Source organism: Nostoc sp., from assembly GCF_036916975.1.
GTDB lineage: Bacteria > Cyanobacteriota > Cyanobacteriia > Cyanobacteriales > Nostocaceae > Nostoc.
Genome location: NZ_JBALFF010000062.1, coordinates 32,902 through 54,267, shown reverse-complemented (window position 1 = coordinate 54,267; position 21,366 = coordinate 32,902). Strand labels below are relative to the sequence as shown.

Here is a 21,366-nt window from a genome sequence, read left to right as displayed (position 1 = left end):
AAGGGGGTTAGGGGGTTAGGTCAATCGTTAGCTTTTCCACATGACCTAAATTATCTGACAAATAATAGATAGTTCATCCATTCACAGCTTATGACATTTTTATTAAATTCTCATAATGTTTTCGATTATTTAATTGAGCAAGGGCTGTGTAATCAGTCTGAACAACCTCCCAGTAAAGTAGAACCACTTGCAGCCAAAAACTTTAATTTATTACTGAGTTGGTCAGGCGATCGCCAGCTTCTAGTTAAACAAGAACGACACAATCAGGAAGGGAAAGCGGCTGGTGAATTTTTAAGTGAGTGGCGAATTCAAGAGTTTTTACAACGATTTCCAAACCTTGATAACTACCGCTCATTTTTACCAGAGGTGCTGCATTTTGATGCGGAGAATTCCATTATTGTCTTTAGATATCTGGATGATTATCGGGATTTGATGGATTTCTACACCAAAGAAAATAGCTTTCCTACAGAAATAGCTACGACAATTGGTAATATTTTAGGGAGTATCCATCGTGATACTTTCAACCGCCAAGAATATCAGGAATTCTTTTCTAAAAATGCCGAGAATTTAATGGCTGATCAAGTATCACATTTAGTTCGGAGATTAGAACGGGTTGAACCAGAAATTTTTGGTCTAGTTCCTGGGGATGGGTTAAAGTTTTTTGCTTTATATCAACGTTATGATAGCTTGGGGCAGGCGATCGCCCAATTAGGTAATGCTGTAATTCCCTGTTGTCTCACCCACAATGACCTCAAGCTAAATAATATTCTTTTACAAAAGGATTGGCAGAATTCAACTAATAATATTATACGGCTAATTGATTGGGAACGCTCTGCTTGGGGAGATCCAGCTTTTGATTTGGGAACACTTATTGGTAGCTATGTACAAATCTGGCTAGGTAGCTTGGTTATCAGTAATTCATTAAGTATTGAAGAGTCTTTACGTTTGGCAATAACACCTTTAGAACTACTTCAGCCTTCAATTGGTAGATTAACCCAAGCTTATTTAAACACTTTTCCAGAAATTCTAGAACACCGCCCTGATTTCTTGCAGAGGGTGGTGCAATTTACTGGTTTTGCTTTGATTCAACAGATTCAAGCGATGATTCAATATCAAAAATCTTTTGGGAATATGGGGATTGCTATGCTTCAGGTTGCTAAGACGTTATTAAGCCGTCCGGTACAATCGATGCCAACAATTTTTGGTGCTGCGGCTGTTGAATTAACTCACCTGAGTAGTTCTGCTGTTTAAATCATTTTGTTATTACTAAAGTAGTTATGCAATTATTAAATTCTCCTCAAACTCAGCTAGAGACTGCTTTAACTGGACAATTACTAGATGTTCTGCAAGATATTGTTGAGAAAATTGAGATAAAATCTGATTTCTCCATCCACCATCCAGATTACAAAGCTTTGGAATTACCATCTGAGGCAGTTGAACGTTTTCAAAAAATGCCAACCCAGATGCAACAGAAATATCTGAGTCTGCAATTGCGGAGTTTTCTTTACGGTATCTATTACAACGGTTCTATGCAAAGTACGTTGGCACTAGATGGGGAGGAAAATGGTTTGCCCCTAGATTTGGAGAATAATACTGTTTTAGGGGTAGATATGGGGTTTTATAAGCGAGTGCATGAAAGTAATTTTGGAAAGGGCTATTTTGACGATGGTTGGTCTGTTTTGAGAGAAGAAACTGATGGTAGTTTAGCCGTGACTAAAGGCGGTTTGAGGCTGCATATTGAACGGAATAAGCATCTTCAATCTACTGAAGTGGCAGCTGTGGTAGGTGATTATGTGGCTATTCGGATGCCTAAGAATCGAGTACAAAATGGCTTTTACATGGCAGTTAGCAATGCAGGCTTCAGTCGTATTGAAGATATGAAAATTCAGCCTGTAACTGTACGAATTTATATCAATGTAACTCCTGAAGGTGCTGTTGCCGTGATGGGGAGTTTGACACAAAAACTGAATGAGTTAGCAATTTCCTTCAGCTTTAAAGTTTTGTATAATCCTAAGGAATACCAACGCTACGATTCAGGGGTGCTTTACTTTGACAAGAGAGACTATGAAGTTGTTAAACAAGTCTTAAAAACTATTTCTCAAGAACACCAATTGCATTTTAAGTCAAAAATTCCTTTATTTACCAAACAACTAGCACTAGGGTTGGGGTTGGCAGAAGAACCAGACCAAAAATTTGCTGTTCAAGAAAGTTTTGGCATGAATCGCTGTCAGATTGTAGCAAATGGATTGTTAACAGCTTGGTATCAAGAAGACAACTCAACTGAAGGGCGAATGCAGGCTATCTGTAAACAATTTTCTTCTTTGGGAATCGAATTACATCGTTCATATCTTAATGCGAATTCAGAAGATATTTATACACTTTTAGAACTATAAAATTTTCATTCCAAAGGAGACTAAAAAAAATGTTGAAAAAGTTGTTAATAGCTGCTACAGGAGCAGTATTGATTACTCTTGGAGTTGGAGAAGCTTCATACGCAGCCAGCTTAAGTGTCATTGCCAGTGGTCTTGATGGGCCACGGGGGCTGACCTTTGCTCCTGACGGATCTCTCTATGTTACGGAAGCGGGTACAGGAGGTACAGGAGCTTGCATTCCAGCACCAGGAGGCAGTGGACTAACAATGTGTTATGGCGCAACAGGTGCTGTGACACGGATTCAGGATGGCACACAAGAGCGTGTGGTTACAGGTCTGCCATCCTTAGCAATATCCGTTCCACAATTACCTGTTAGTTTTGATGCCACTGGCCCTCATGATATACAGTTTGATTCAGCTGGCAAGGCTTATGTAGTTGTTGGTTTGGGTTCAACTCCAGAAGAACGCGATAATGTACTGAAAATTCCTGACTTTGGACAACTCATTAAAATTGATCAGCTCAACGGAGGGTCTTCGTGGACAAAGTTGGCTGATTTAGCAGCTTATGAGGGCTTATATAATCCTGATAATACAGGTTCAAATTTATATAATCCCTATCAGAATAGCATTGATAGCAACCCCTATTCTTTTTTAATTCAGGGAGACACTGCTTATATAGTTGATGCAGCTGCAAACGACCTTTTCAAAGTCAAAACTGATGGGAGTGATTTGGCGGCTGTGTCTATATTTCCTGAGCGGGCTGTGACCGACCCAGCTACAGGTAAAACTATTGGAATGCAATCAGTTCCCACTGCGATCGCAGCTGGCCCTGATGATGCTTTATATGTAGGAGAATACACGGGCTATCCTAATCCAGATAACGCAGCGCGGATCTTTAAAATTGGCCCCAATAATAAGCCTGTGGTTTACGCTGATGGTTTTACACAAATAGTTGATCTTGCTTTTGATAAACAAGGTGGACTATATGTTTTAGAATTTGCCTCTAGTCCATTAAATTCTGGAAACACGATTCCTTCTGGTGCTTTAATCTATGTAGCTCCTGATGGTACTCGCAAAACGATCGCCAGTGATGGGTTATTGTTCCCTACTGCTTTAGCGCTTGGCTCTGACGGTGACATCTATGTTTCAAACCAAGGTTATCTTTCAGGACAAGGTGAGGTTGTTCGTATTGCCGTTCCTGAACCTAGTTACACAGCAAGTATGTTAGCTTTTGGTATTTTCATTATGGTTATGCGATTGTCACGCAAACAAAAAATAAGTAGTCCTATCAAAAACTATATCGAGTGATTGTTAGAATATCTTTTGACATAAACGAATTTCGTAAATCTGGAGGAAATGCCAGATTTTTTATTTTTTTAGCAACATTTTATATATCAATTTTATTAGTCCAATATTAAAACAATTATGTCCTTAAAAAACCCACATCTAACTTAAGCTCACTGCTACAACAAAACTCTCAACTATTATGAGACATTTTTGATATATTTTAATATGTAAATAATGAAATATTTAAGTCCTTAAAAATTCCTTATAACTACTTTTCATAATAGTTTTTCAATAAGACAATGTAATTGTAAGGATTAATAAATACATCAATTAATCCTTGCTTAAAGCTCATAAAAAACTCCAAAGGAGACGCAGCAATGGCTACAATCAAAATTGATAATCTGTCCGTGACTGGAAGCCAATTTTTTTCTGATTCCGAAAGCTATTTGGATCAGTTAACAGAATTGTCAGAAAATGATGCTCTCAGCATCAAAGGAGGAACAAATGTCGTAATAATTATTGTTCATCCTAAGCCAACACCGCACCCGTCCGTTGTTTATGCAATCTAACTAAGACAAAAGGCTTTACTTCTACCTTAGAAATAGAGCTTAAATAATAGTAAACCCCTCAAGTTAATTGAGGGGTTTTTAGATAAGCTCAAAAAAATTATGTATTTATGCTTTTAAAGCAAGTTTTCTAAGTAACTAAATTAAAATTTTTCATCAATTTAACTGGTTCAATTTGTTGTTTAATCCACTCATAAAACAAATTAGTGATAATTTGATTACGCAGTTTGTTATCCAATTGCGATTGGATAATTTCTTCCACAAAAATTAGATTTAATCCCTCAGAGGTCACTATTGGTTTGAGGATTTGAGGCGGTGTAGCAGCAAACACTTTGCCTCTACTTCATTAAACTCTCCAGATGCTATTCCTTCTGGTGCTTTAATCTATGTAGCTCCTGATGGTACTCGCAAAACGATCGCCAGTGATGGGTTATTGTTGCCTACTGCTTTAGCGCTTGGCTCTGACGGTGACATCTATGTTTCAAACCAAGGTTATCTTTCAGGACAAGGTGAGGTTGTTCGTATTGCCGTTCCTGAACCTAGTTACACAGCAAGTATGTTAGCTTTTGGTATTTTCATTATGGTTATGCGATTGTCACGCAAACAAAAAATAAGTAGTCCTATCAAAAACTATATCGAGTGATTGTTAGAATATCTTTTGACATAAACGAATTTCGTAAATCTGGAGGAAATGCCAGATTTTTTATTTTTTTAGCAACATTTTATATATCAATTTTATTAGTCCAATATTAAAACAATTATGTCCTTAAAAAACCCACATCTAACTTAAGCTCACTGCTACAACAAAACTCTCAACTATTATGAGACATTTTTGATATATTTTAATATGTAAATAATGAAATATTTAAGTCCTTAAAAATTCCTTATAACTACTTTTCATAATAGTTTTTCAATAAGACAATGTAATTGTAAGGATTAATAAATACATCAATTAATCCTTGCTTAAAGCTCATAAAAAACTCCAAAGGAGACGCAGCAATGGCTACAATCAAAATTGATAATCTGTCCGTGACTGGAAGCCAATTTTTTTCTGATTCCGAAAGCTATTTGGATCAGTTAACAGAATTGTCAGAAAATGATGCTCTCAGCATAAAAGGAGGAACATGTGTCGTAATAATTATTGTTCATGTAAGAGCAATGGAGTAACGAAAACAAAAGGCTTTACTTCTACCTGAGAAATAGAGCTTAAATAATAGTAAATCCCTCAACTAACTTGAGGGATTTTTAGGTAAAGTCAAAAAAATTATGTATTTATGCTTTTAAAGCAAGTTCTCTAATTTAACTGGCTCAATTTGTTGTTTAATCCACTCATAAAACAAATCAGTGATAATTTGATTACGCAGTTTGTTATCCAATTCCGATTGGATAATTTCTTCCACAAAAATTAGATGTAATCCCTTAGAGGTCACTATTGGTTTGAGGATTTGAGGCGGTGTAGCAGCAAACACAGCAGCAGAAATCTCCGGCTTTAAATCTTGGCGACGCACTATCCCCAAATATCCCCCTTTTCTACGTAACTCAGTATCCTGTATATATTTGTGAGCTACATCATAAAAACTCATTTCACCTTCTTGAATAGAATAGAAAAGTTCCAGCGCTAAGTCTTCATCATCTAAAACAACCTCATACATAACCACACCAGCGTAGTCTAATTGATTTTCAAAGAAGTATGGTTCGATTTTATCCGTGAACAGATGCTGGCTTAACTTTCCAAAAATAACACCACTGTAAATAATTTCTTCAAAATCATCTAAAGACAAACTATATTTTTCCAGCCAAGTCCATGTCTCTTCAGCATTAGTTAGTTTATTCATTAAGCGGAATAAGTCTGCTGCTTTTTGTAATTCTTCTGTCTCTACTTTTATACCAGTTTCTTCAGCAGTAGATGTAATCACTTTGCGGCTAACAATCTGCTCAACTATCTCAGGCATTTTGCAGGATAGTTTGACTTGTTGAAGAATATCTTCGTTGGTAATAGTGATAGCTTGTAACATTATATTTCCCCTAAATTTGGTTAACACAATTAAAAATGAGATAATGACTTATTCCCTGGATATAGAGACGTTATATATAACGTCTCTACATTGCCGATTCCCGTGTCATTCAGACACGCTTTGCGAACGCACAGGGAAGAGGTTAGGTTTTCTATAATTTCACTCCACCCTGCTGCAACTTCTTAAATGGATCAAGCAGAAAATCAATAATCCGACGCTGACGCACAATTACCTCAGCTGTGGCCGTATCCCCAGGATGCAAGGCAATACATTTATTAGCTGAGGGAATACAATTTTGTTTTAGGGCAATTTTCAAGTCATAAGCTGCCACTTTTCCATTAGGTGTATCCACCTCTATAGTAGTAGGAGAAATCTCTAACAATTCTCCTTCCAGCACGCCATAATCTTGAAACGGATAAGCATCAAACTTTAGCTTTACTGGCAATCCTCTTCGCAAAGAACCACTCTCAGTTGTCGCCATTTGCGCCCGAATTATTAAAGGCGAACCTTGCGGTGCAATCTCCGCAATCATTGTTCCAGGCTGCACTACAGATCCAGCCTGTTGTATTGGTAACTGAAACACTCTACCATTTACAGTGGCTTTTAACTCTCGTTGTCCTAACTGAAATTTTAACGAGACAATCTGGCTCTTGCTTTGAGCAATTTCTGCCTGAAGCGTAGTAATTTCTGTCTCCAAATCCTTCTGTTGTTCGTCGATTTTTAGCAAAGCAAGTTTGTTTGAACGAGTTAAAGTCTGATAACTCCTTTCCTGTTCTTTCAATCGCAATAGTGCCTGCTCAATATCTGCATTTGCTTGCCGAATAGTCCGCTCATAACTACTCTGTTGTTCTATCAAATGTAGTTTAGCCTGCTGAATATCTGACTGATTTTGTTCGTATAACTGTTGCTTATCTTTAGCTATATCTTGCTTCTCTACAACATTGATTTCTGGAACAACTCCTGACTGCCAAAGACTGCTATAGCGTTGAACTTCCCGCTCGGTACTTGCCAAACTACTGTTTACTAACTTATTAGCAGTTTGACTATGCTCAAGAGTTTGCCGCGCCTGATTGACTTGAGCTAATTTTTCGTCTTTTTGTAAGTCATAAGAATTCTTTAGAGCATTTATATTCTGTCGCACTTGATCAATTTGAGCCTGCTTTTCTAACTGTTGAGATTGATTTTGTTGCTGTTGTGTTGTCAAAGATACAACTAACTGACTCTTAGATGAATTTAACTGAGAAAGTCGATTTAATTGTCCCTCCAATTTCTCCTCTGCTTGCCGCAATTCCGCCTTAACTAACTCCGATTCCAACACCAATAAAGTCTGCCCAACTTTAACCGAATCACCTTCCTTTACCCGAATTTCGGCAACAGTACCCGCCACAGCAGCATCCAGCCTAACCGTCTTTCCCTTTGGCTCAAGTCGCCCTGTTGCTGTACCCGTTTCATCCACCTTAGATAGCATTGCCCAAGGTAAAATAATCGACACAAACACCACCAAAAAATACAGCAATCCCCTTGTCCAAACCTGGGGCAAGCTATCAAGTAAATCCTTGGTTGCGTAAGCCCAATCATCAGTTGATCTAGCTGGTGTTTGCTCCCTGAAAATTTCCTCGTGCTGTTCTACCTCATAGATTTGGGTTTGAACCTTTCCATTTAATGTGTTTGGCATGATTTTTCTGATATCAAATTTGGATTTTGAGAGTGGGGACAATACGGTTCGGTTAATATGTTTGGCTCTCGGAGATCCCCCCAACCCCCCGATAAATTGGGGGGCTTTTTATTCTTATTACCCCCAATTTATCGGGGGTCGCCGCAGGCGGGGGGATCAAGTCTTATCCAAACCGTGTTGGGAGTGGGGAGACAAGAAAAGCTTGCTCCTTGTCCTATTGTTTCACCCCGCAACGTCCAACTGCTGATGATTGAGATAAAAATAATGTCCCCGCTTGTCCATCAACTCTTTGTGAGTTCCACTCTCAATCAACACGCCGCGATCTAGTACCAAAATCAAATCTGCATTCCGCACAGTTGAAAGGCGATGGGCAATTATTAAGGTGGTTCTGCCTTTGAGAATTGTGTTTAAATTCGTCTGAATAATCCTTTCTGACTCTGCATCCAGATGGGAAGTCGCCTCATCCAAAACCAACAGCTTGGGATTACCTAACAACGCCTTAGCGATCGCAATTCTTTGTCGCTGTCCTCCAGACAACATCCCCCCTCCTTCACCAATCTGGGTTTCATAACCCATAGGTAACTTTTTAATAAACTCATCAGCACCCGCCAATCGCGCCGCCTCAATAATCTCTGCCAAAGTTGCCCCAGGATGTGCCAAGCTAATATTTTCCCGAATCGTTCCGCCAAACAAAAAGGTATCTTGGTCAACTACCCCAACTTGCTCACGTAGAGAACGCAAGGAAAGACTGGTAATATCGTGGTCATCAATCAACACTTTGCCATCTGTGGGGGGATATAACCCCAAAACCAACTTAGAAATTGTGGTTTTACCCGAACCACTCCGTCCCACCAGGGCAACCATTTGCCCACTATGTATTTCAAAACTGAGATTTTCTAAAATATTGATATCGCCTTCAGGGTGATAGCGAAATGTCACGTTGTCAAAGCGAATGTTACCTTGAATCGGTGGTAAAGATTGCCGCGCCTGGTGCTGCAAATCCTCTTCTGGTTCCGCATCCAACACATCATTAATTCGTTCCACCGCAATCACCACTTCTTGCAATTGATTCCACAAAACTGTTAATCGTTGGAAGGGTCTAATAATATTTCCCAGCAACATATTAAATGCCACTAATTGCCCAATTGTTAACTCGTTGTGAATAACCTGGTACGCCCCAAACCACAGTAACATAGTAGTTACCACTGCTTCAATTGTGTTGCTGAATATTTGCAGGCGATTGCTGATAACTTGCCCAGAAAAGGTAGTTTTTACTTCTTTACTTAATAACTCTTCCCAATGCCAACGCACTGTCTGTTCTACTGCTGTAGATTTAACTGTTCTTACACCAGAAAGGGCTTCAATCAGATAGCTGCTTTCATTAGTAACAGCATTAAATATTTCTCTAGAAATCTTTTGTAAAAAAGGTGTAGCAATCAATGCCAGCAGGAAAAAAGGCGGTACAATCACCAATACTAGCAACGCCATTTTCCAACTGTACCAAAACATCAATCCTAAATAGATAAAGACAGTGACTAAATCTAGCACGATGGACAACGCTTCACCGGAGAGGAAGCGTTGAATTTTCCGGTTTTCCTGGACACGAGAGATAATATCCCCCACATAACGCGACTCAAAGTAACTCAAAGGTAGCCGCAGGGTATGGCGAATAAATCCTACAATTAGTGCTAAATCAAGCTTATTCGCTGTGTGGTCTAACAGATATTGCCGCAACCCTGTCATCGCCACACGGAATAAACTAAAAATTAGTAACCCTAACCCCACCGCGGTTAAGGTTAGTTCAGAACGTTGCACTACTACGCGGTCTAAAATTAACTGGGTAAATAAGGGAGTAACGAGTCCAAAAATCTGGATAAATAAGGAAGCAACAAACACTTCTAGCATTACCAAAGAGTGAGGCTTTATTAACTCAAAGAATTGCCAAAAAGGAGTTGTAGTCTCTTTGGTATCCTTCAACCAGGCTGTGGGTTGTAGCAGTAGTGTATACCCAGTCCAGTTGGCTTTAAATTGGGCGTGGCTGAGGCTGCATTGACCAATGGCGGGGTCGGCGACAATGACGTGTTTGGGCGTAATTTCGTAGACAACGATGTAATGCTTGCCCTCCCAGTGAGCGATCGCAGGTAATTTTTGCTTCGCTAATTGGTCAAGACTCGCTTTCACAGGTCGCGTGGAAAACCCAATACTTTCCGCCGCCGCCGATAACCCCCGCAGTGATGAGCCATTGCGGTCAACATTGGCGATATCCCGCAGGCGATTTACACTAAAGTTTTTCCCCCAATAGCGAGACACCATCACTAAACAAGCTGCACCGCAATCTGATCCACTCTGTTGGGCAAAAAACGGATAGCGCCGAATCACACGCTGTAATAAATGCCCTACTCGCTGCGTGGAGTTGGGAAAATAGGCTTTGCTTATTTTTGGCTCGCGTGGCTTGACTGCTGGCGTTGACAAAATCTTCGTTTCATGCAGCAGTTTTGAGTCAGATGGCATTACTGGAGTGTTATCCAAGTCCACCTCTTGGCGATTACGCGATCGCGCCTTAGCCCACAAATGCTCCCGAATTTGGGGATATTTAGCCATCAATGGCCATAACACTTCACCCGGAATAAAGCATAATTGTAAGTTGACTGAAGCCCTTGCAGCGTAAGGTCTAAAGTCAACCTCCTTCAACAAAGTAAATTCTCCAAATGAGTCACCGCGCTCTAAAGTGGCGATTAACTCATCGGCGTTATCTAGCAACCTGACCTTACCAGCGATCGCAATATAAATTCCTGGTTGAGCATCAGTTCCTTGCCAGAATTTGCCGACTTTCGGGTTGATAAATTTAACTTGTTGAAGACAATGTTGAAATTCCTCTGTCGAAAGAGAATAACCCAGAGTATTGTTGAACTGTTCCAGAGAAACCAACTGAGCAGATATATCTTGCGCCATAAATGTCTGAATCCTTTCCTAATGTTGCGAAGTTCAGAGACATAAATTCGGAATCATCTGGAATAGCTGCCGATTTCAGGTCACTAATGAAGATTTTGGAACTCTTAGCCTGCTCATTGTTGTTTGCTTCAGAATTGCTGGGTTTTGGTAGTGTGGATAATCCCATCTGTTTGAGCAGTCGCTTGATATGGCGATCGCTCACCTCAATCCCAAACTCTTTCGCTAGATGTTTCCCTAGCCAGTTTGTTGTCCACCGCCGAAAAGCATAGCCATAATCGCGGGGACTACCTTTAATCAGTTCTTTTAAACGTTCTAAATACTCCTCATTTACTGCTTTCGGGCGACCAATGGGGCAATCTTGCCATTGGTGCGCCATCCCTGTCCGGGCTATGTGCATCCAATGCCTTGCTGTTGCTGGACAACACCCCAAAATTTGACAAATTGACCTTTGGGTTTTTCCCTCATCTGCCAACAACATGATTTCAATCCGTTGTCGGTACGATTCAGGTAAACTTCTTTCTAAACTTATTAGTAGTAATTTACGCTGAAATGGTGTTAAGTACTTACCGTTAGTTACTTTTATATATCTTGTTTCAATTTTTGCATTGCAGTCGGACATATACATATTATTAACTTGGTTTGTGGACACACGAATATCTTATGAACGATTCATAATTTGGCAATTATCTCTAAGGTTAAGTAGAAATATTGCAAAAAATAATTTTTCTTGCAACTGTAAGACTTATCACCATTTAGTTTTAGTTTTATGCAAAAAATAATTTACTTAAGCGATATTTCTGACAATTTTTTTTGAATATTGCTTTTGTAGATATAGATTAGGCTACAAATCCAATTTATAAATTCCGAAAATAGTTGCTAAATTTTAGTAACGTTTTTGTAAAGATAAATTTCTGGTGAGCAGAGAAAAAAGAAGAGGAAAAGGGGCAGGGGGCAGTTCTTGCTGGGGAGAGAACCCCATACATAAATTTAGGGCTGCTGAAAACTTGGACGTATTATTCTCTGAGAGTGTGGGGCTTGTAGAAATCAAATCCAAGAGTTGAACCACATTCGCAGCTTATAATCGTGGGGTGAGAGGGGTAAACCCAAATAAATGGGCATCCAGAAAATAAAAGCAGCCAGAATGATAAAAGTAATGGTGACACCTAGCGCCCGGAGTTGTTGATAATAACTGCGAAGACACTGATCGACAAACCAAGCGATCGCTAAAAATACAAACACCACTGCACACATATAGTGGTAGATAAAAACGCACCTTGTCACTTCCACCCAAGGTAATAAGTTAGCAGCATAATTTATAACTAAATACAAGGCAATCCAAGTATCAACACTAAGAGTTTTAGGTACAGAAAAACGGCTTTCTTTTACCCAAAGAATTACGGGTTGTGACACCAGCATCCCTACTAAAAATAACATGGCAGCAAGACCAAACCACCACAAAAAGGGATTGCCCATTGCATGGACATCATAAATAACTTGTCCAGCACCGGCAGGTAAAGGCGGACCCATCACTGGTAAGGGTTCGGTGATACTTTTAGCCGTTTCATAATAATATGCCATTGGTCGAGTCATCAACGGCCATTTGTACCAGGCAGCGCAATAAGGATGCACGTTAGGACTATTGCCACCTAAATGTAAATGAAACTTTAAAATTTGCTGATGTACTGCAATAAATCCATAAGTTTTATCTAGTTGAAGGTGAGGAATCCAGATAATGCTGTAAATCAAAGCTGGGATAATTCCTAGATAAAACAGCATGTGGAAAATATTTAGCTGAGTTAGGTTTTGTAGTGGTGTTTGAGATGAGAGGGATGAGGGGGATGAAGGGGATGAAGGGGAATAAGTACTAGCTTCTAAGTCCTGACTTATACTTTGTGGATGCTTCAATGAGAAGGATGTAAAAAAGAGTTTGGGGTTAGGAAAATAATGTATTAAATGGATTATCCAAGCTGCTATCCAAATGAGATAGGCACCTGAGAGGAACCATAAACCGTTCCACTTAGTACCGACTGAAGCACCAAAAGCAATACCAGCAAAAACTAACCAAAAAGAACGTCGCCGATTTTGGTTATCTAATGCTAATAATAAAAACCAATGTGCTAACAAACCAAAGATGACGATATAAATATTACTTAAAGCATAGCGAGACTCAACTAGAAAGATGCCATCACAAGCTGTGAACAAACCTGCAAGCAGAGCAAAGCTACGACGATAACTCAATTGATAAGCGATCGCACCTACAACTAAAGGGATAAATGAGCCAGTGAGGGCATTTAACCACCGATAAGTCCAAGGCGATCGCAATGAACCTGTCAGCCCATTCACAGTATCGTGCCAAAAAGGAATGTGACTGCCAATCCAAATCCCGATGCCGATCATATATTGACTTAGCGGCGGATGAGCATTAAAAAATGGCGTATGCGTGAGATAATTATTACCAAATTTTGCAAAGTAAACTTCATCAAATACCAGAGTGTTAAATCGCTCCAGCCCCCAAAACCTCAAGGCAACTGAGAAAAGAAATACACTCACCATCCCAATTCGGAACCACTTTTTATTCATTAGTCATTTGTCATTTGTCAATAAATAGTTATTCTTCCCCTGCTCCCCCTGCTCCCTCATCTCCCCCATCTCCCCGTACTCCCCACTCCCCTGTTGTAGTTTCCTTTTCGACAATTGCCCAAAATTCAGTACGATTGTTGCGTTGGTGCGATCGCTCGATGTTGCCAATCAAACGCTGACGCTGTGACTCAACACTTGTGACCAGAGAAGCTTTACCAAGAAAGTGGGTAACTTCGGGGTCACTGTAAATTACAAACGCTTGCTCGGCATCGCGTTCAGGTATCCAAGTGCGAATGATCAAACGTTCGGTTTCCAAAAGATTTGTCATTTTACTTTTGGTTAAACTAAATCGCCATTTTACAAAATAATAAGATACTTTTCGGATTTATTACTCATTTCACCCCACTAGTCAAAATTAATCAGAAAAAATCAAATCTAAATTGATTTCCTACTGATTATGTATAATTTTATATCGGACATTTTTTTGACCTCCGGCGAACCGTTACAATTATCTTTACTCTTACTCAATCTTCATTAAGGAGCATTATATGAGTGGATTTGGTCACGGTTCGGTCGGCACACGAGAACAAGCATTTACGAGTCTGCTGGACTTATCAAAAGCTGGTGATTGAAGACTTTTTACCGCGCATTGTCAAAGCTGAAGTGCTTGCTGACCTTCAGGAAGCCACAACACCTGAAGAACGGGAAAACCTCTACGCCCTTTATACTCATCATAAACGTAAAAATTTACCCCGCGAGTTTGTGGTTGCGGCTTACCGCTTTGGACACTCAGGAGTGAGGACAGGTTATCGGCTCAACAAAGAGACTAGCTTGACTATTTTCCCAGCCAGCGACACCAATCCAAAAGATTCAAAACCAGATGACGACAGTTTACTGGGGTTTGACCCGCTCCCAAAAGCCCATGTGATTGATGACTGGGGTCGTTTTTTTCCAAATACCCAACCTGGAGTTTTCCCCAGCGAAAATCGGGACAAAGCCGCAGATGGAACAGTACACACTGAAGTTCGGCTACAATTCGCTTACAAAATTGATACTACGTTGGTAGATCCACTTGGTGTTTTACCGGCCAATGTGCTACCGACTAGCGCGACAGTTGGCGGACTGGTTAAGGAAGTTGAGGACACAATACGCCCTGATACCTTACCAGACAAAGTGGCTCATCCCCCGCGCCCCTCGTTAGCCCTGCTCAACTTACTTCGTGGTAACACATATAAAGTGCAAGGTGGACAAGCGATCGCACATGCACTTCAAAGAAATGATTTACCCGTTGAAATACTCGAACCAAAGTACCTTTCTACGAGACAAGGGGTTAAGGATAAGGATGGTAAACTTAAGGATGGAGTTTTCAAATTTAACCCAATTGATTCAAGTCTTCAAAAAGATACTCCTCTGTGGTTTTATATCTTGGCCGAAGCCCAAGCCTCGATTCTGGATGCAATCAAATTAGATCCAGATGGGACGTTTAGTGACGAACAACTACTCAAAGAAGATGGAGCGAAAACTCAGCTAGGCTGGGTGGGCGGTCGGATTGTAGCCGAGGTGTTTTATGGTCTATTGGATTCGGATAGGGAGTCTTACTTCAATGCAGCCCCTGAATACTGGGAACCGATACTAGGAGGTAATGGAGAAGTCATCTTCGCTAACCTTCTCAGGTTCGCAGGACTAACCGTCGGGAACTGAGCAAGTGGGTTTTTACCGCTCATTAAAACCGATGTATAGCAAGGGACTCTTTACTGGGTGAAAAGTCTTTTTGTGTCTAAGTTTTATCATCTGTTGATGTCCTAATCACCAAGGCTTTTGCTATAAATCTAGAGACACCCAACTCACAGGTCAAAAAATTTTTCTCCTACCAGTTCCAATATGGTTTAGTTAATACCATTTATTTGTGAGGCTGCGCCAAACCCTCTTAACTTCTTCTTTCTTTCTTTGTGTTCTTTGCGGACTTTGCGGTTCGTTTTTCTTTCTTGTACTTAAATATGGTTTAGCGCATCTTCATACAGAATTGGTATAAGAAAGTTAACAGTTGAGGTGAACAGATAAGCTGTTCCACATTTAAATTGCATAAGCTGGGCGGGCTTTTTGGCCCACGCCACAAGAGTTCTGTTTAATAAGGGTTATGCAAATTAGATGTTTTTTAGGTTATTCAGCAGGGGGGGAGAGAATTATTGCTCAATAACTCTTTTTCCTCTCCTGCTTTTTCGTGTTACCACACTCCTATCGAGAATTTCAAAGTCCCTCTCCCATATATGGGAGAGGGATTTAGGGTGAGGGCAAAAACTACGGTTCTCAACTTATATCCTCTTATTTTTCTGAAAAAGATTCGTAAAAACTGCCGTAAAAATAGAATGAAATAGCCCTGAGAGGCGAGTATTACGAATTACGAATTAGCACTCTCGACTTTTGCTACTTCCAGCATTGTCTTTAAAACCGAATCTGGATTGAGACTAATTGAGTCAATTCCTTGTTCAACTAAAAACTGAGCAAATTCTGGATAGTCACTGGGTGCTTGACCACAAATGCCGATTTTGCGATCGCATTTTTTCGCCGCTTCTATGGCCATTTTTACCATTCGTTTTACAGCTGGACTGCGTTCATCAAACAACCTCGCTACTAACGCTGAATCCCTATCTATCCCCAATGTCAGCTGAGTTAAATCATTAGAACCAATCGAGAAGCCATCAAATACCTCAGCAAATTCCTCAGCCAGAATAACATTACTGGGTAACTCGCACATTACATAAACCTGCAAGTCGTTAACACCCTGCTTTAAACCATTTTTTGCCATCTCTGCTAAAACCAATCGCCCTTCATCGGGAGTACGACAAAAGGGAATCATCGGAATCACATTTGTCAAACCCATTTCTTCTCGTACCCGCCTGATGGCATGACATTCTAGGGCAAAAGCTTCTCTGTAGCCTTCATCATAATAACGTGCCGCCCCCCGCCAACCCAGCATGGGGTTTTCTTCATGGGGTTCAAACTGTCGCCCACCTAACAAATTGGCATATTCATTACTTTTGAAATCTGACATTCGCACAATCACTGGTTTGGGATAAAATGCCGCCGCAATTCTACCTATGCCTTGGGCTAATTTATCTACAAAATACTGGGTTTTATCGGCGTAAAATGCAGTAATTTCAGCAATTTTAGCTTTGACAAATTCATCTTTTAACAATTCATAGTGAATCAATGCCATTGGATGAATTTGAATTTTGTTAGCAATAATAAATTCTGTTCGTGCTAAACCGACTCCATCGTTGGGAATTGCTGATAAACTCAATGCCTCTTGGGGATTACCCACATTCATTAAAATTTGAGTCCGGGTCTGGGGTAAATTCTCTAAAGGAACTTCTTCGACTTCAAAAGGTAATAAGCCTGGATAAACTTTTCCCTCTTCCCCTTCAGCACAAGAAATTGTTACCTCTTGACCAGGCTTTAAAATTTTTGTAGCATTGCCGCATCCGACGATCGCAGGTACACCTAATTCTCGCGCAATAATTGCTGCATGACATGTCCTACCCCCAGAATTGGTGACAATTGCACTGGCGCGTTTCATAATTGGTTCCCAATCGGGGTCAGTTCTCTCTGTCACCAAAACTTCCCCAACTTGAAACTGTTCGAGTTTCTGAACATCTAAAATTAGGCGTGCTTTCCCTTGACTAATAGCTTCTCCAATCGCACTTCCCGTAACAAGAGGAATTGGAGATTGCGCTGAAGGGAGTGAAGATTGGGAATTTTCCCCATTCCCTATTCCCCATTCCCTATTCCCCAATACCAACCGATAACTCCGTAACACATTTCCCGTCTTCTGCGACTGCACAGTTTCAGGACGCGCTTGCACAATAAAAAGTTGATTTGTAATTCCATCTTTTGCCCACTCGATATCCATTGGAGTAAAACTACCGTGGATTTGGGAATAATGGTCTTCAATTAAACACGCCCAAGTTGCTAGTTGTAAAATCTCTTGATCGCTCAGGGCAAATTTACCTCTTTCGCTGGGCGAAACAGATACATTTTTCGTAAATTTGGAGCCGTCATCATAAATCATTTTCAGTTCTTTACTGCCCAATTTTTTATCAATAATTGGGCGGAAACCAGCTTTTAAAGTTGGTTTAAAAACATAATATTCATCAGGATTTACAGACCCTTGAACAACATTTTCACCTAAACCGTAGGCGGCTGTAATCAGTGCAGCATCCTTAAATCCGGTTTCTGTATCAATCGAGAACATCACCCCAGAGGTTGCTAAGTCAGAGCGCACCATTTTTTGTACACCCACAGCCAGAGCAATGCTAAAGTGATCAAATCCCTTGGTGTGGCGATAAGAAATAGCGCGATCGGTAAATATGGAAGCAAAGCATTTATGACAAGCTGCTAAAACTCCTTCAACGCCGACAACGTTGAGGTAAGTTTCCTGTTGTCCAGCAAAACTAGCATCTGGAAGGTCTTCGGCGGTGGCGCTAGAACGGACTGCAACATCTGTCTCTGCGTTGTATTGTTCACAAAGATTCTGGTATGCTATAGCGATCGCCTCTCGCAATTCTACAGGAAATGGGGTGTGGATTAATAGCGATCGCGCTTTTTTTCCCCGTTCTCGTAAATTTTTCACATCTTCAACATCCAAGTCAGCAAAGAGTTTGCGTAGCTTTGCTTCTAAATCGGCTGATTCAATAAAATAACGATAAGCGTAAGCTGTAGTGGCGAATCCTGTGGGAACGTTAATACCTTTGGGCGTTAGCTGTTGAATCATTTCCCCCAGTGAGGCATTTTTACCACCAACTACCGGGATATCAGCAATACCAACTTCATCAAACCACAAAATGAGCGATCGCTCTTGGGAAGATTGAGATAATGTGCTTTTAGATACTGTAACCATAATTACCTTTTAAGTTTATACTCAGTTTGTTAGTGCGTAACCGCTAGTATATTTTTCCTATATTCAATTTTATATTTTGCACTGGCTTGATTTGGGATTGTGCAATTAAATACCATATAGTCTATAAATAACAATTATTCGAGATAATGGCTGTATTGTAATATTGGATGCAATGCACAATGGCGCAACTAGAACGACTGTTAAAAATGGCTGAAGATGAGCTAACTGAGTACAGCACTGATGCCCGCAAAATTGAAAAACTACGGCGCAAAATAGGTTTGTCAGTATCCGCACCCGAACAGCGACAAGTCAAAGAGGCATTACTCGCTACTAAGCAATCTTCTAATATGATTACTCAAATTGTGGAAGAACAAAGACAAGCAGCAGCCTTACCATTTTGGGGAATTGCTGGATTAGGTTTGTTATTCGGAATTTCTTTAAATCAACCTGTATGTTTGTTAGCAGCTATAGTAGGAACTGTATCAGCTTTTAGAATTCAGAAATGGGGTTGGCAATTGCAGGCAAGTCGTCTATTGTTACAAACATTGGAAGATATTGAAGCGCGTATTGCCAAACCGAAATAGCGATCGCTTCTAAATAAGTCGGCACAATGAAACTAAACTAGGTAAAATATTGATGCACTAGGCTAAAACTCTCTTCCATTGTGCTTTCTGCCTCCTGCTTTATCCCAACACAAATATTTACGCTAACCTCCTAAATTTTTGGGTTTTATGTATTGGTTTGACTGGCAATTGTTACATATATTTATTGCCAAATTCATATCTTGTGTTGTATAATCTACTCCAACATTTTTTAACTGAGACTTTCCAAAAATTATATGCAAGACAATTCCAAAAGCGATCGCAGAGAGCCAGAATTTCAAAGTCCCTCTCCCAGATTTGGGAGAGGGATTTAGGCAGGGCTATTTCATTCTAAAATGTGACGTTTTCAAAGTCCCTCTCAAAGATGTGGGAGAGGGATTTAGGGTGAGGGCAAAAACTACGGTTCTCAACTTAGATAAGGTTTAAAACTTGTGGCAGACTTAACTAATATTCTCTCAATTGCGATAGGTGCAGTTCCTGGAGCGTTATCTCGGTTTTACATCACAGAATGGACAAAAGCTAAATTAGGGACAAAATTTCCCTATGGAACATTTATGATTAATTTGACTGGATGTTTAGCGATGGGTTTCTTTTTCACAATTTCTAAAGGAATTACAGGCTATCCCAAGGAATTGGATTTACTGATTAGAACGGGATTTTTAGGTTCTTACACCACATTTTCAACCTATGGCTTTGATACTCTAACCCTATGGCGTAGCAAACAAAAGACTGCGACAGTCTTTTATTGGGGAGGGAGTGCAATTCTCGGTTTGGGAGCGGTGATTTTAGGAGTAGCGATCGCCAAGCTTTTTGTGAAGTAATATCAAATCCGGTAGCATTTGAATGATTAAAAAACCGCTCCAGACGCAGAGGGAAAAATCATACACATTTATTAGGTAAACAACAATGAATCTTTTGAGAGGACGTTATCCCCTAGCTATTGCGATCGGGGCAATTTTTGGAGCGTTGAGTCGTTTTTATCTAACCGAATTTGCAAAAGCTATTTTTGGAAAAGATTTTGGCTTTTATGGCACATTCTTTATTAACGTGACTGGCTGTTTAGTGATTGCTTATATTTTGACTCTAGTAACCGAGAATATTCGCATCATTTCGCCTGAACTTCGCTTGATGACGACAACAGGTTTTTGCGGTGCATACACTACTTTTTCAACTTATTGCTTGGAATCAAAAAATTTCTTAGATAAGGGCGATATTATAATGCTGTTAATTTATTTTGTTGGCAGTGCGATCGCCGGAATGATTGGTATCCAAATCGGTGTTTTATTGGCAAGAGCAAGCAATCAACGAGGTTAAACCTTATTGCCTCCTCAAAGCAATTGTGTAACTAGGTAGATGTGAGGCATCTGTTTGAGTTTTCACAAGTCGCCAGTCATTATCTATATATAAATGCTCAAACACTTGAGAAGTTGCTAAGGATGTTTTTTGAAATCCATTAGCATGATTTATCTGTATATTTTCTAAATTGAGAGCTTTAGGTAAAACCCTTGTTGAGCCATTTAGGTTAACTTTAGTGTTAACTACATGAGTAAACCAGTTGTAGACTGATTCTAAAGTTAGAGGAATTTCTCTATTTGTAAAAGCCTGAAATCTATCAATGTTGTGAAGATACCATTTACCATTTTGAACGCCATATTTTTGGATTACCATGAAATCATAAGCTGGTAATCTTGATTTAAAATCCGGTGATCCAGACGGCTCTTTTCCCATTATATAGCGAGCTACACTAGCACAGTAACCATCATGCTGGAAAATTTGGAAAGACTGCTCTTGTATTCTTTGCGGTAAACTTTCATGAAACGAGATGGTAGACCAGATTGGTGTCCAAACACCCACTAAAAGCCGTAATTGCTCCGTAACACTAAAAACAGGATTTTGTTGGCTCAACTTGATAAAATAGGGAAGCAATTCTGTTTTATAAAATTCTATTTCGTCATTTAAAGCTTCGGGATTTCGACCTTGAACCCGTGCCAAAATTTCCTTTTTAAATTTTCTTTTTTTTGGAGCACTTAATTGATTTTTCAGTAATAGGTCGAACATTACCATTTACCTTTTTCTCATTTTTTTAGATGACTTGGTTGGTAAGTATTAAAAACTTGTGAGTTTAGCGATCGCAAAGCTATCATCTATTCTTTTATCTTATAAAAGGTAGAGCCTTTTACCCCTGTTTTTAACAGCTTTTGGGTGATTATCTGCTTGATATTAGCTATTTTTACTCACAAAGTGGTGTGATCCAGATCACTGTAAACTAAAATATATTGAAGAAGTATAGGAATTACGCATCAAGTACGAAATGTAGGGGCAATTCATGAATTGCCCCTACGGGAAATCAAGGCTTTCACTGCTTTTTGCGTAAGTCCTAAAATATTTAGAAATAGAAATCAGAGTATTGCATAGATAGAA

General features: G+C 39.8%; 18 protein-coding genes. 10 read left to right on the top strand and 8 right to left on the bottom strand.

Annotation, left to right across the window (positions count from 1 at the left end):
* Window positions 1-90 precede the first annotated feature (90 nt).
* The 6 genes from V7K73_RS15125 (at window position 91) to V7K73_RS15095 (ending at window position 5,391) form a co-directional block, all read left to right on the top strand.
* Entirely contained in the window at window positions 91-1,251 is a 1,161-nt protein-coding gene (locus V7K73_RS15125; RefSeq protein WP_334881272.1) for an aminoglycoside phosphotransferase family protein, read from the top strand.
* Window positions 1,252-1,277: 26 nt separating this feature from the next.
* Entirely contained in the window at window positions 1,278-2,393 is a 1,116-nt protein-coding gene (locus tag V7K73_RS15120; RefSeq protein ID WP_334881270.1) for a T3SS effector HopA1 family protein, read from the top strand.
* A gap of 29 nt (window positions 2,394-2,422) precedes the next feature.
* The gene (locus V7K73_RS15115) at window positions 2,423-3,679 is read left to right on the top strand and encodes a ScyD/ScyE family protein (RefSeq protein ID WP_334881268.1); all 1,257 of its coding nucleotides are present in this window, start codon (window positions 2,423-2,425) and stop codon (window positions 3,677-3,679) included.
* A gap of 356 nt (window positions 3,680-4,035) precedes the next feature.
* A complete protein-coding gene (locus V7K73_RS15110; RefSeq protein WP_334881266.1) occupies window positions 4,036-4,227 on the top strand; it encodes a hypothetical protein in 192 nt (63 codons plus the stop codon).
* Window positions 4,228-4,531: 304 nt separating this feature from the next.
* Window positions 4,532-4,867, top strand: coding sequence for a hypothetical protein (locus tag V7K73_RS15100; protein WP_334881264.1), 336 nt, complete (start codon window positions 4,532-4,534; stop codon window positions 4,865-4,867).
* 356 nt (window positions 4,868-5,223) lie between these two features.
* Complete coding sequence (locus V7K73_RS15095) at window positions 5,224-5,391, top strand: hypothetical protein (protein WP_334881262.1); 168 nt, start codon at window positions 5,224-5,226, stop codon at window positions 5,389-5,391.
* Window positions 5,392-5,504: 113 nt separating this feature from the next.
* Here the strand turns inward: V7K73_RS15095 and V7K73_RS15090 are convergent, their stop codons facing one another.
* The 6 genes from V7K73_RS15090 to V7K73_RS15065 all read right to left on the bottom strand — a co-directional run bounded on the left by V7K73_RS15090 (window position 5,505) and on the right by V7K73_RS15065 (window position 13,774).
* Window positions 5,505-6,239 (bottom strand): peptidylprolyl isomerase, encoded by a 735-nt coding sequence (locus V7K73_RS15090; RefSeq protein ID WP_334881260.1) that lies wholly within the window; start codon window positions 6,237-6,239, stop codon window positions 5,505-5,507.
* Between the two features lie 151 nt (window positions 6,240-6,390).
* Entirely contained in the window at window positions 6,391-7,914 is a 1,524-nt protein-coding gene (locus V7K73_RS15085; protein WP_334881258.1) for an HlyD family efflux transporter periplasmic adaptor subunit, read from the bottom strand.
* A 222-nt stretch (window positions 7,915-8,136) separates the two neighbouring features.
* The gene (locus V7K73_RS15080; RefSeq protein ID WP_334881257.1) at window positions 8,137-10,866 is read right to left on the bottom strand and encodes a peptidase domain-containing ABC transporter; all 2,730 of its coding nucleotides are present in this window, start codon (window positions 10,864-10,866) and stop codon (window positions 8,137-8,139) included.
* Window positions 10,760-11,485, bottom strand: coding sequence for a helix-turn-helix domain-containing protein (locus V7K73_RS15075; protein ID WP_334881255.1), 726 nt, complete (start codon window positions 11,483-11,485; stop codon window positions 10,760-10,762). Before V7K73_RS15075 ends, V7K73_RS15080 begins: the two co-directional genes overlap by 107 nt.
* 425 nt (window positions 11,486-11,910) lie before the next feature.
* Entirely contained in the window at window positions 11,911-13,446 is a 1,536-nt protein-coding gene (locus V7K73_RS15070) for a dolichyl-phosphate-mannose--protein mannosyltransferase (protein ID WP_334881253.1), read from the bottom strand.
* Window positions 13,447-13,474: 28 nt separating this feature from the next.
* Window positions 13,475-13,774: a GNAT family N-acetyltransferase gene (locus V7K73_RS15065; protein WP_334881251.1), complete on the bottom strand. Its 300-nt coding sequence runs from the start codon at window positions 13,772-13,774 to the stop codon at window positions 13,475-13,477.
* 224 nt (window positions 13,775-13,998) lie between these two features.
* Here V7K73_RS15065 and V7K73_RS15060 point away from each other — a divergent pair, with 224 nt between their 5' ends.
* Complete coding sequence (locus V7K73_RS15060) at window positions 13,999-15,147, top strand: peroxidase family protein (protein ID WP_334881249.1); 1,149 nt, start codon at window positions 13,999-14,001, stop codon at window positions 15,145-15,147.
* A 697-nt stretch (window positions 15,148-15,844) separates the two neighbouring features.
* Here the strand turns inward: V7K73_RS15060 and ppsA are convergent.
* A complete protein-coding gene (gene ppsA, locus V7K73_RS15055; protein ID WP_334881247.1) occupies window positions 15,845-18,343 on the bottom strand; it encodes a phosphoenolpyruvate synthase in 2,499 nt (832 codons plus the stop codon).
* Between the two features lie 179 nt (window positions 18,344-18,522).
* Between ppsA and V7K73_RS15050 the strand changes: the two genes are divergently transcribed.
* From V7K73_RS15050 to crcB (V7K73_RS15040), 3 genes are all read left to right on the top strand, one after another.
* Window positions 18,523-18,927, top strand: coding sequence for a hypothetical protein (locus V7K73_RS15050; RefSeq protein ID WP_334881245.1), 405 nt, complete (start codon window positions 18,523-18,525; stop codon window positions 18,925-18,927).
* A gap of 449 nt (window positions 18,928-19,376) precedes the next feature.
* Window positions 19,377-19,766, top strand: a complete 390-nt coding sequence (crcB, locus tag V7K73_RS15045; protein WP_334881243.1) for a fluoride efflux transporter CrcB — start codon at window positions 19,377-19,379, stop codon at window positions 19,764-19,766.
* 85 nt (window positions 19,767-19,851) lie between these two features.
* Window positions 19,852-20,259 (top strand): fluoride efflux transporter CrcB, encoded by a 408-nt coding sequence (gene crcB / locus V7K73_RS15040; RefSeq protein WP_334881241.1) that lies wholly within the window; start codon window positions 19,852-19,854, stop codon window positions 20,257-20,259.
* A 3-nt stretch (window positions 20,260-20,262) separates the two neighbouring features.
* On the opposite strand, the gene V7K73_RS15035 is transcribed toward crcB (V7K73_RS15040), so the two are convergent.
* Complete coding sequence (locus tag V7K73_RS15035) at window positions 20,263-20,937, bottom strand: hypothetical protein (protein WP_334881239.1); 675 nt, start codon at window positions 20,935-20,937, stop codon at window positions 20,263-20,265.
* Window positions 20,938-21,366: the final 429 nt, after the last annotated feature.

Coding starts and splice junctions, on each gene's coding strand:
- V7K73_RS15095 (WP_334881262.1), top strand. CDS start 5,224: ATGGCTACAATCAAAATTGATAATCTGTCCGTGACTGGAAGCCAATTT.
- V7K73_RS15090 (WP_334881260.1), bottom strand. CDS start 6,239: ATGTTACAAGCTATCACTATTACCAACGAAGATATTCTTCAACAAGTC.
- V7K73_RS15075 (WP_334881255.1), bottom strand. CDS start 11,485: ATGTCCGACTGCAATGCAAAAATTGAAACAAGATATATAAAAGTAACT.
- crcB (WP_334881241.1), top strand. CDS start 19,852: ATGAATCTTTTGAGAGGACGTTATCCCCTAGCTATTGCGATCGGGGCA.
- V7K73_RS15120 (WP_334881270.1), top strand. CDS start 1,278: ATGCAATTATTAAATTCTCCTCAAACTCAGCTAGAGACTGCTTTAACT.
- V7K73_RS15085 (WP_334881258.1), bottom strand. CDS start 7,914: ATGCCAAACACATTAAATGGAAAGGTTCAAACCCAAATCTATGAGGTA.
- V7K73_RS15110 (WP_334881266.1), top strand. CDS start 4,036: ATGGCTACAATCAAAATTGATAATCTGTCCGTGACTGGAAGCCAATTT.
- V7K73_RS15080 (WP_334881257.1), bottom strand. CDS start 10,866: ATGGCGCAAGATATATCTGCTCAGTTGGTTTCTCTGGAACAGTTCAAC.
- V7K73_RS15065 (WP_334881251.1), bottom strand. CDS start 13,774: ATGACAAATCTTTTGGAAACCGAACGTTTGATCATTCGCACTTGGATA.
- V7K73_RS15070 (WP_334881253.1), bottom strand. CDS start 13,446: ATGAATAAAAAGTGGTTCCGAATTGGGATGGTGAGTGTATTTCTTTTC.
- V7K73_RS15125 (WP_334881272.1), top strand. CDS start 91: ATGACATTTTTATTAAATTCTCATAATGTTTTCGATTATTTAATTGAG.
- ppsA (WP_334881247.1), bottom strand. CDS start 18,343: ATGGTTACAGTATCTAAAAGCACATTATCTCAATCTTCCCAAGAGCGA.
- V7K73_RS15050 (WP_334881245.1), top strand. CDS start 18,523: ATGGCGCAACTAGAACGACTGTTAAAAATGGCTGAAGATGAGCTAACT.
- V7K73_RS15115 (WP_334881268.1), top strand. CDS start 2,423: ATGTTGAAAAAGTTGTTAATAGCTGCTACAGGAGCAGTATTGATTACT.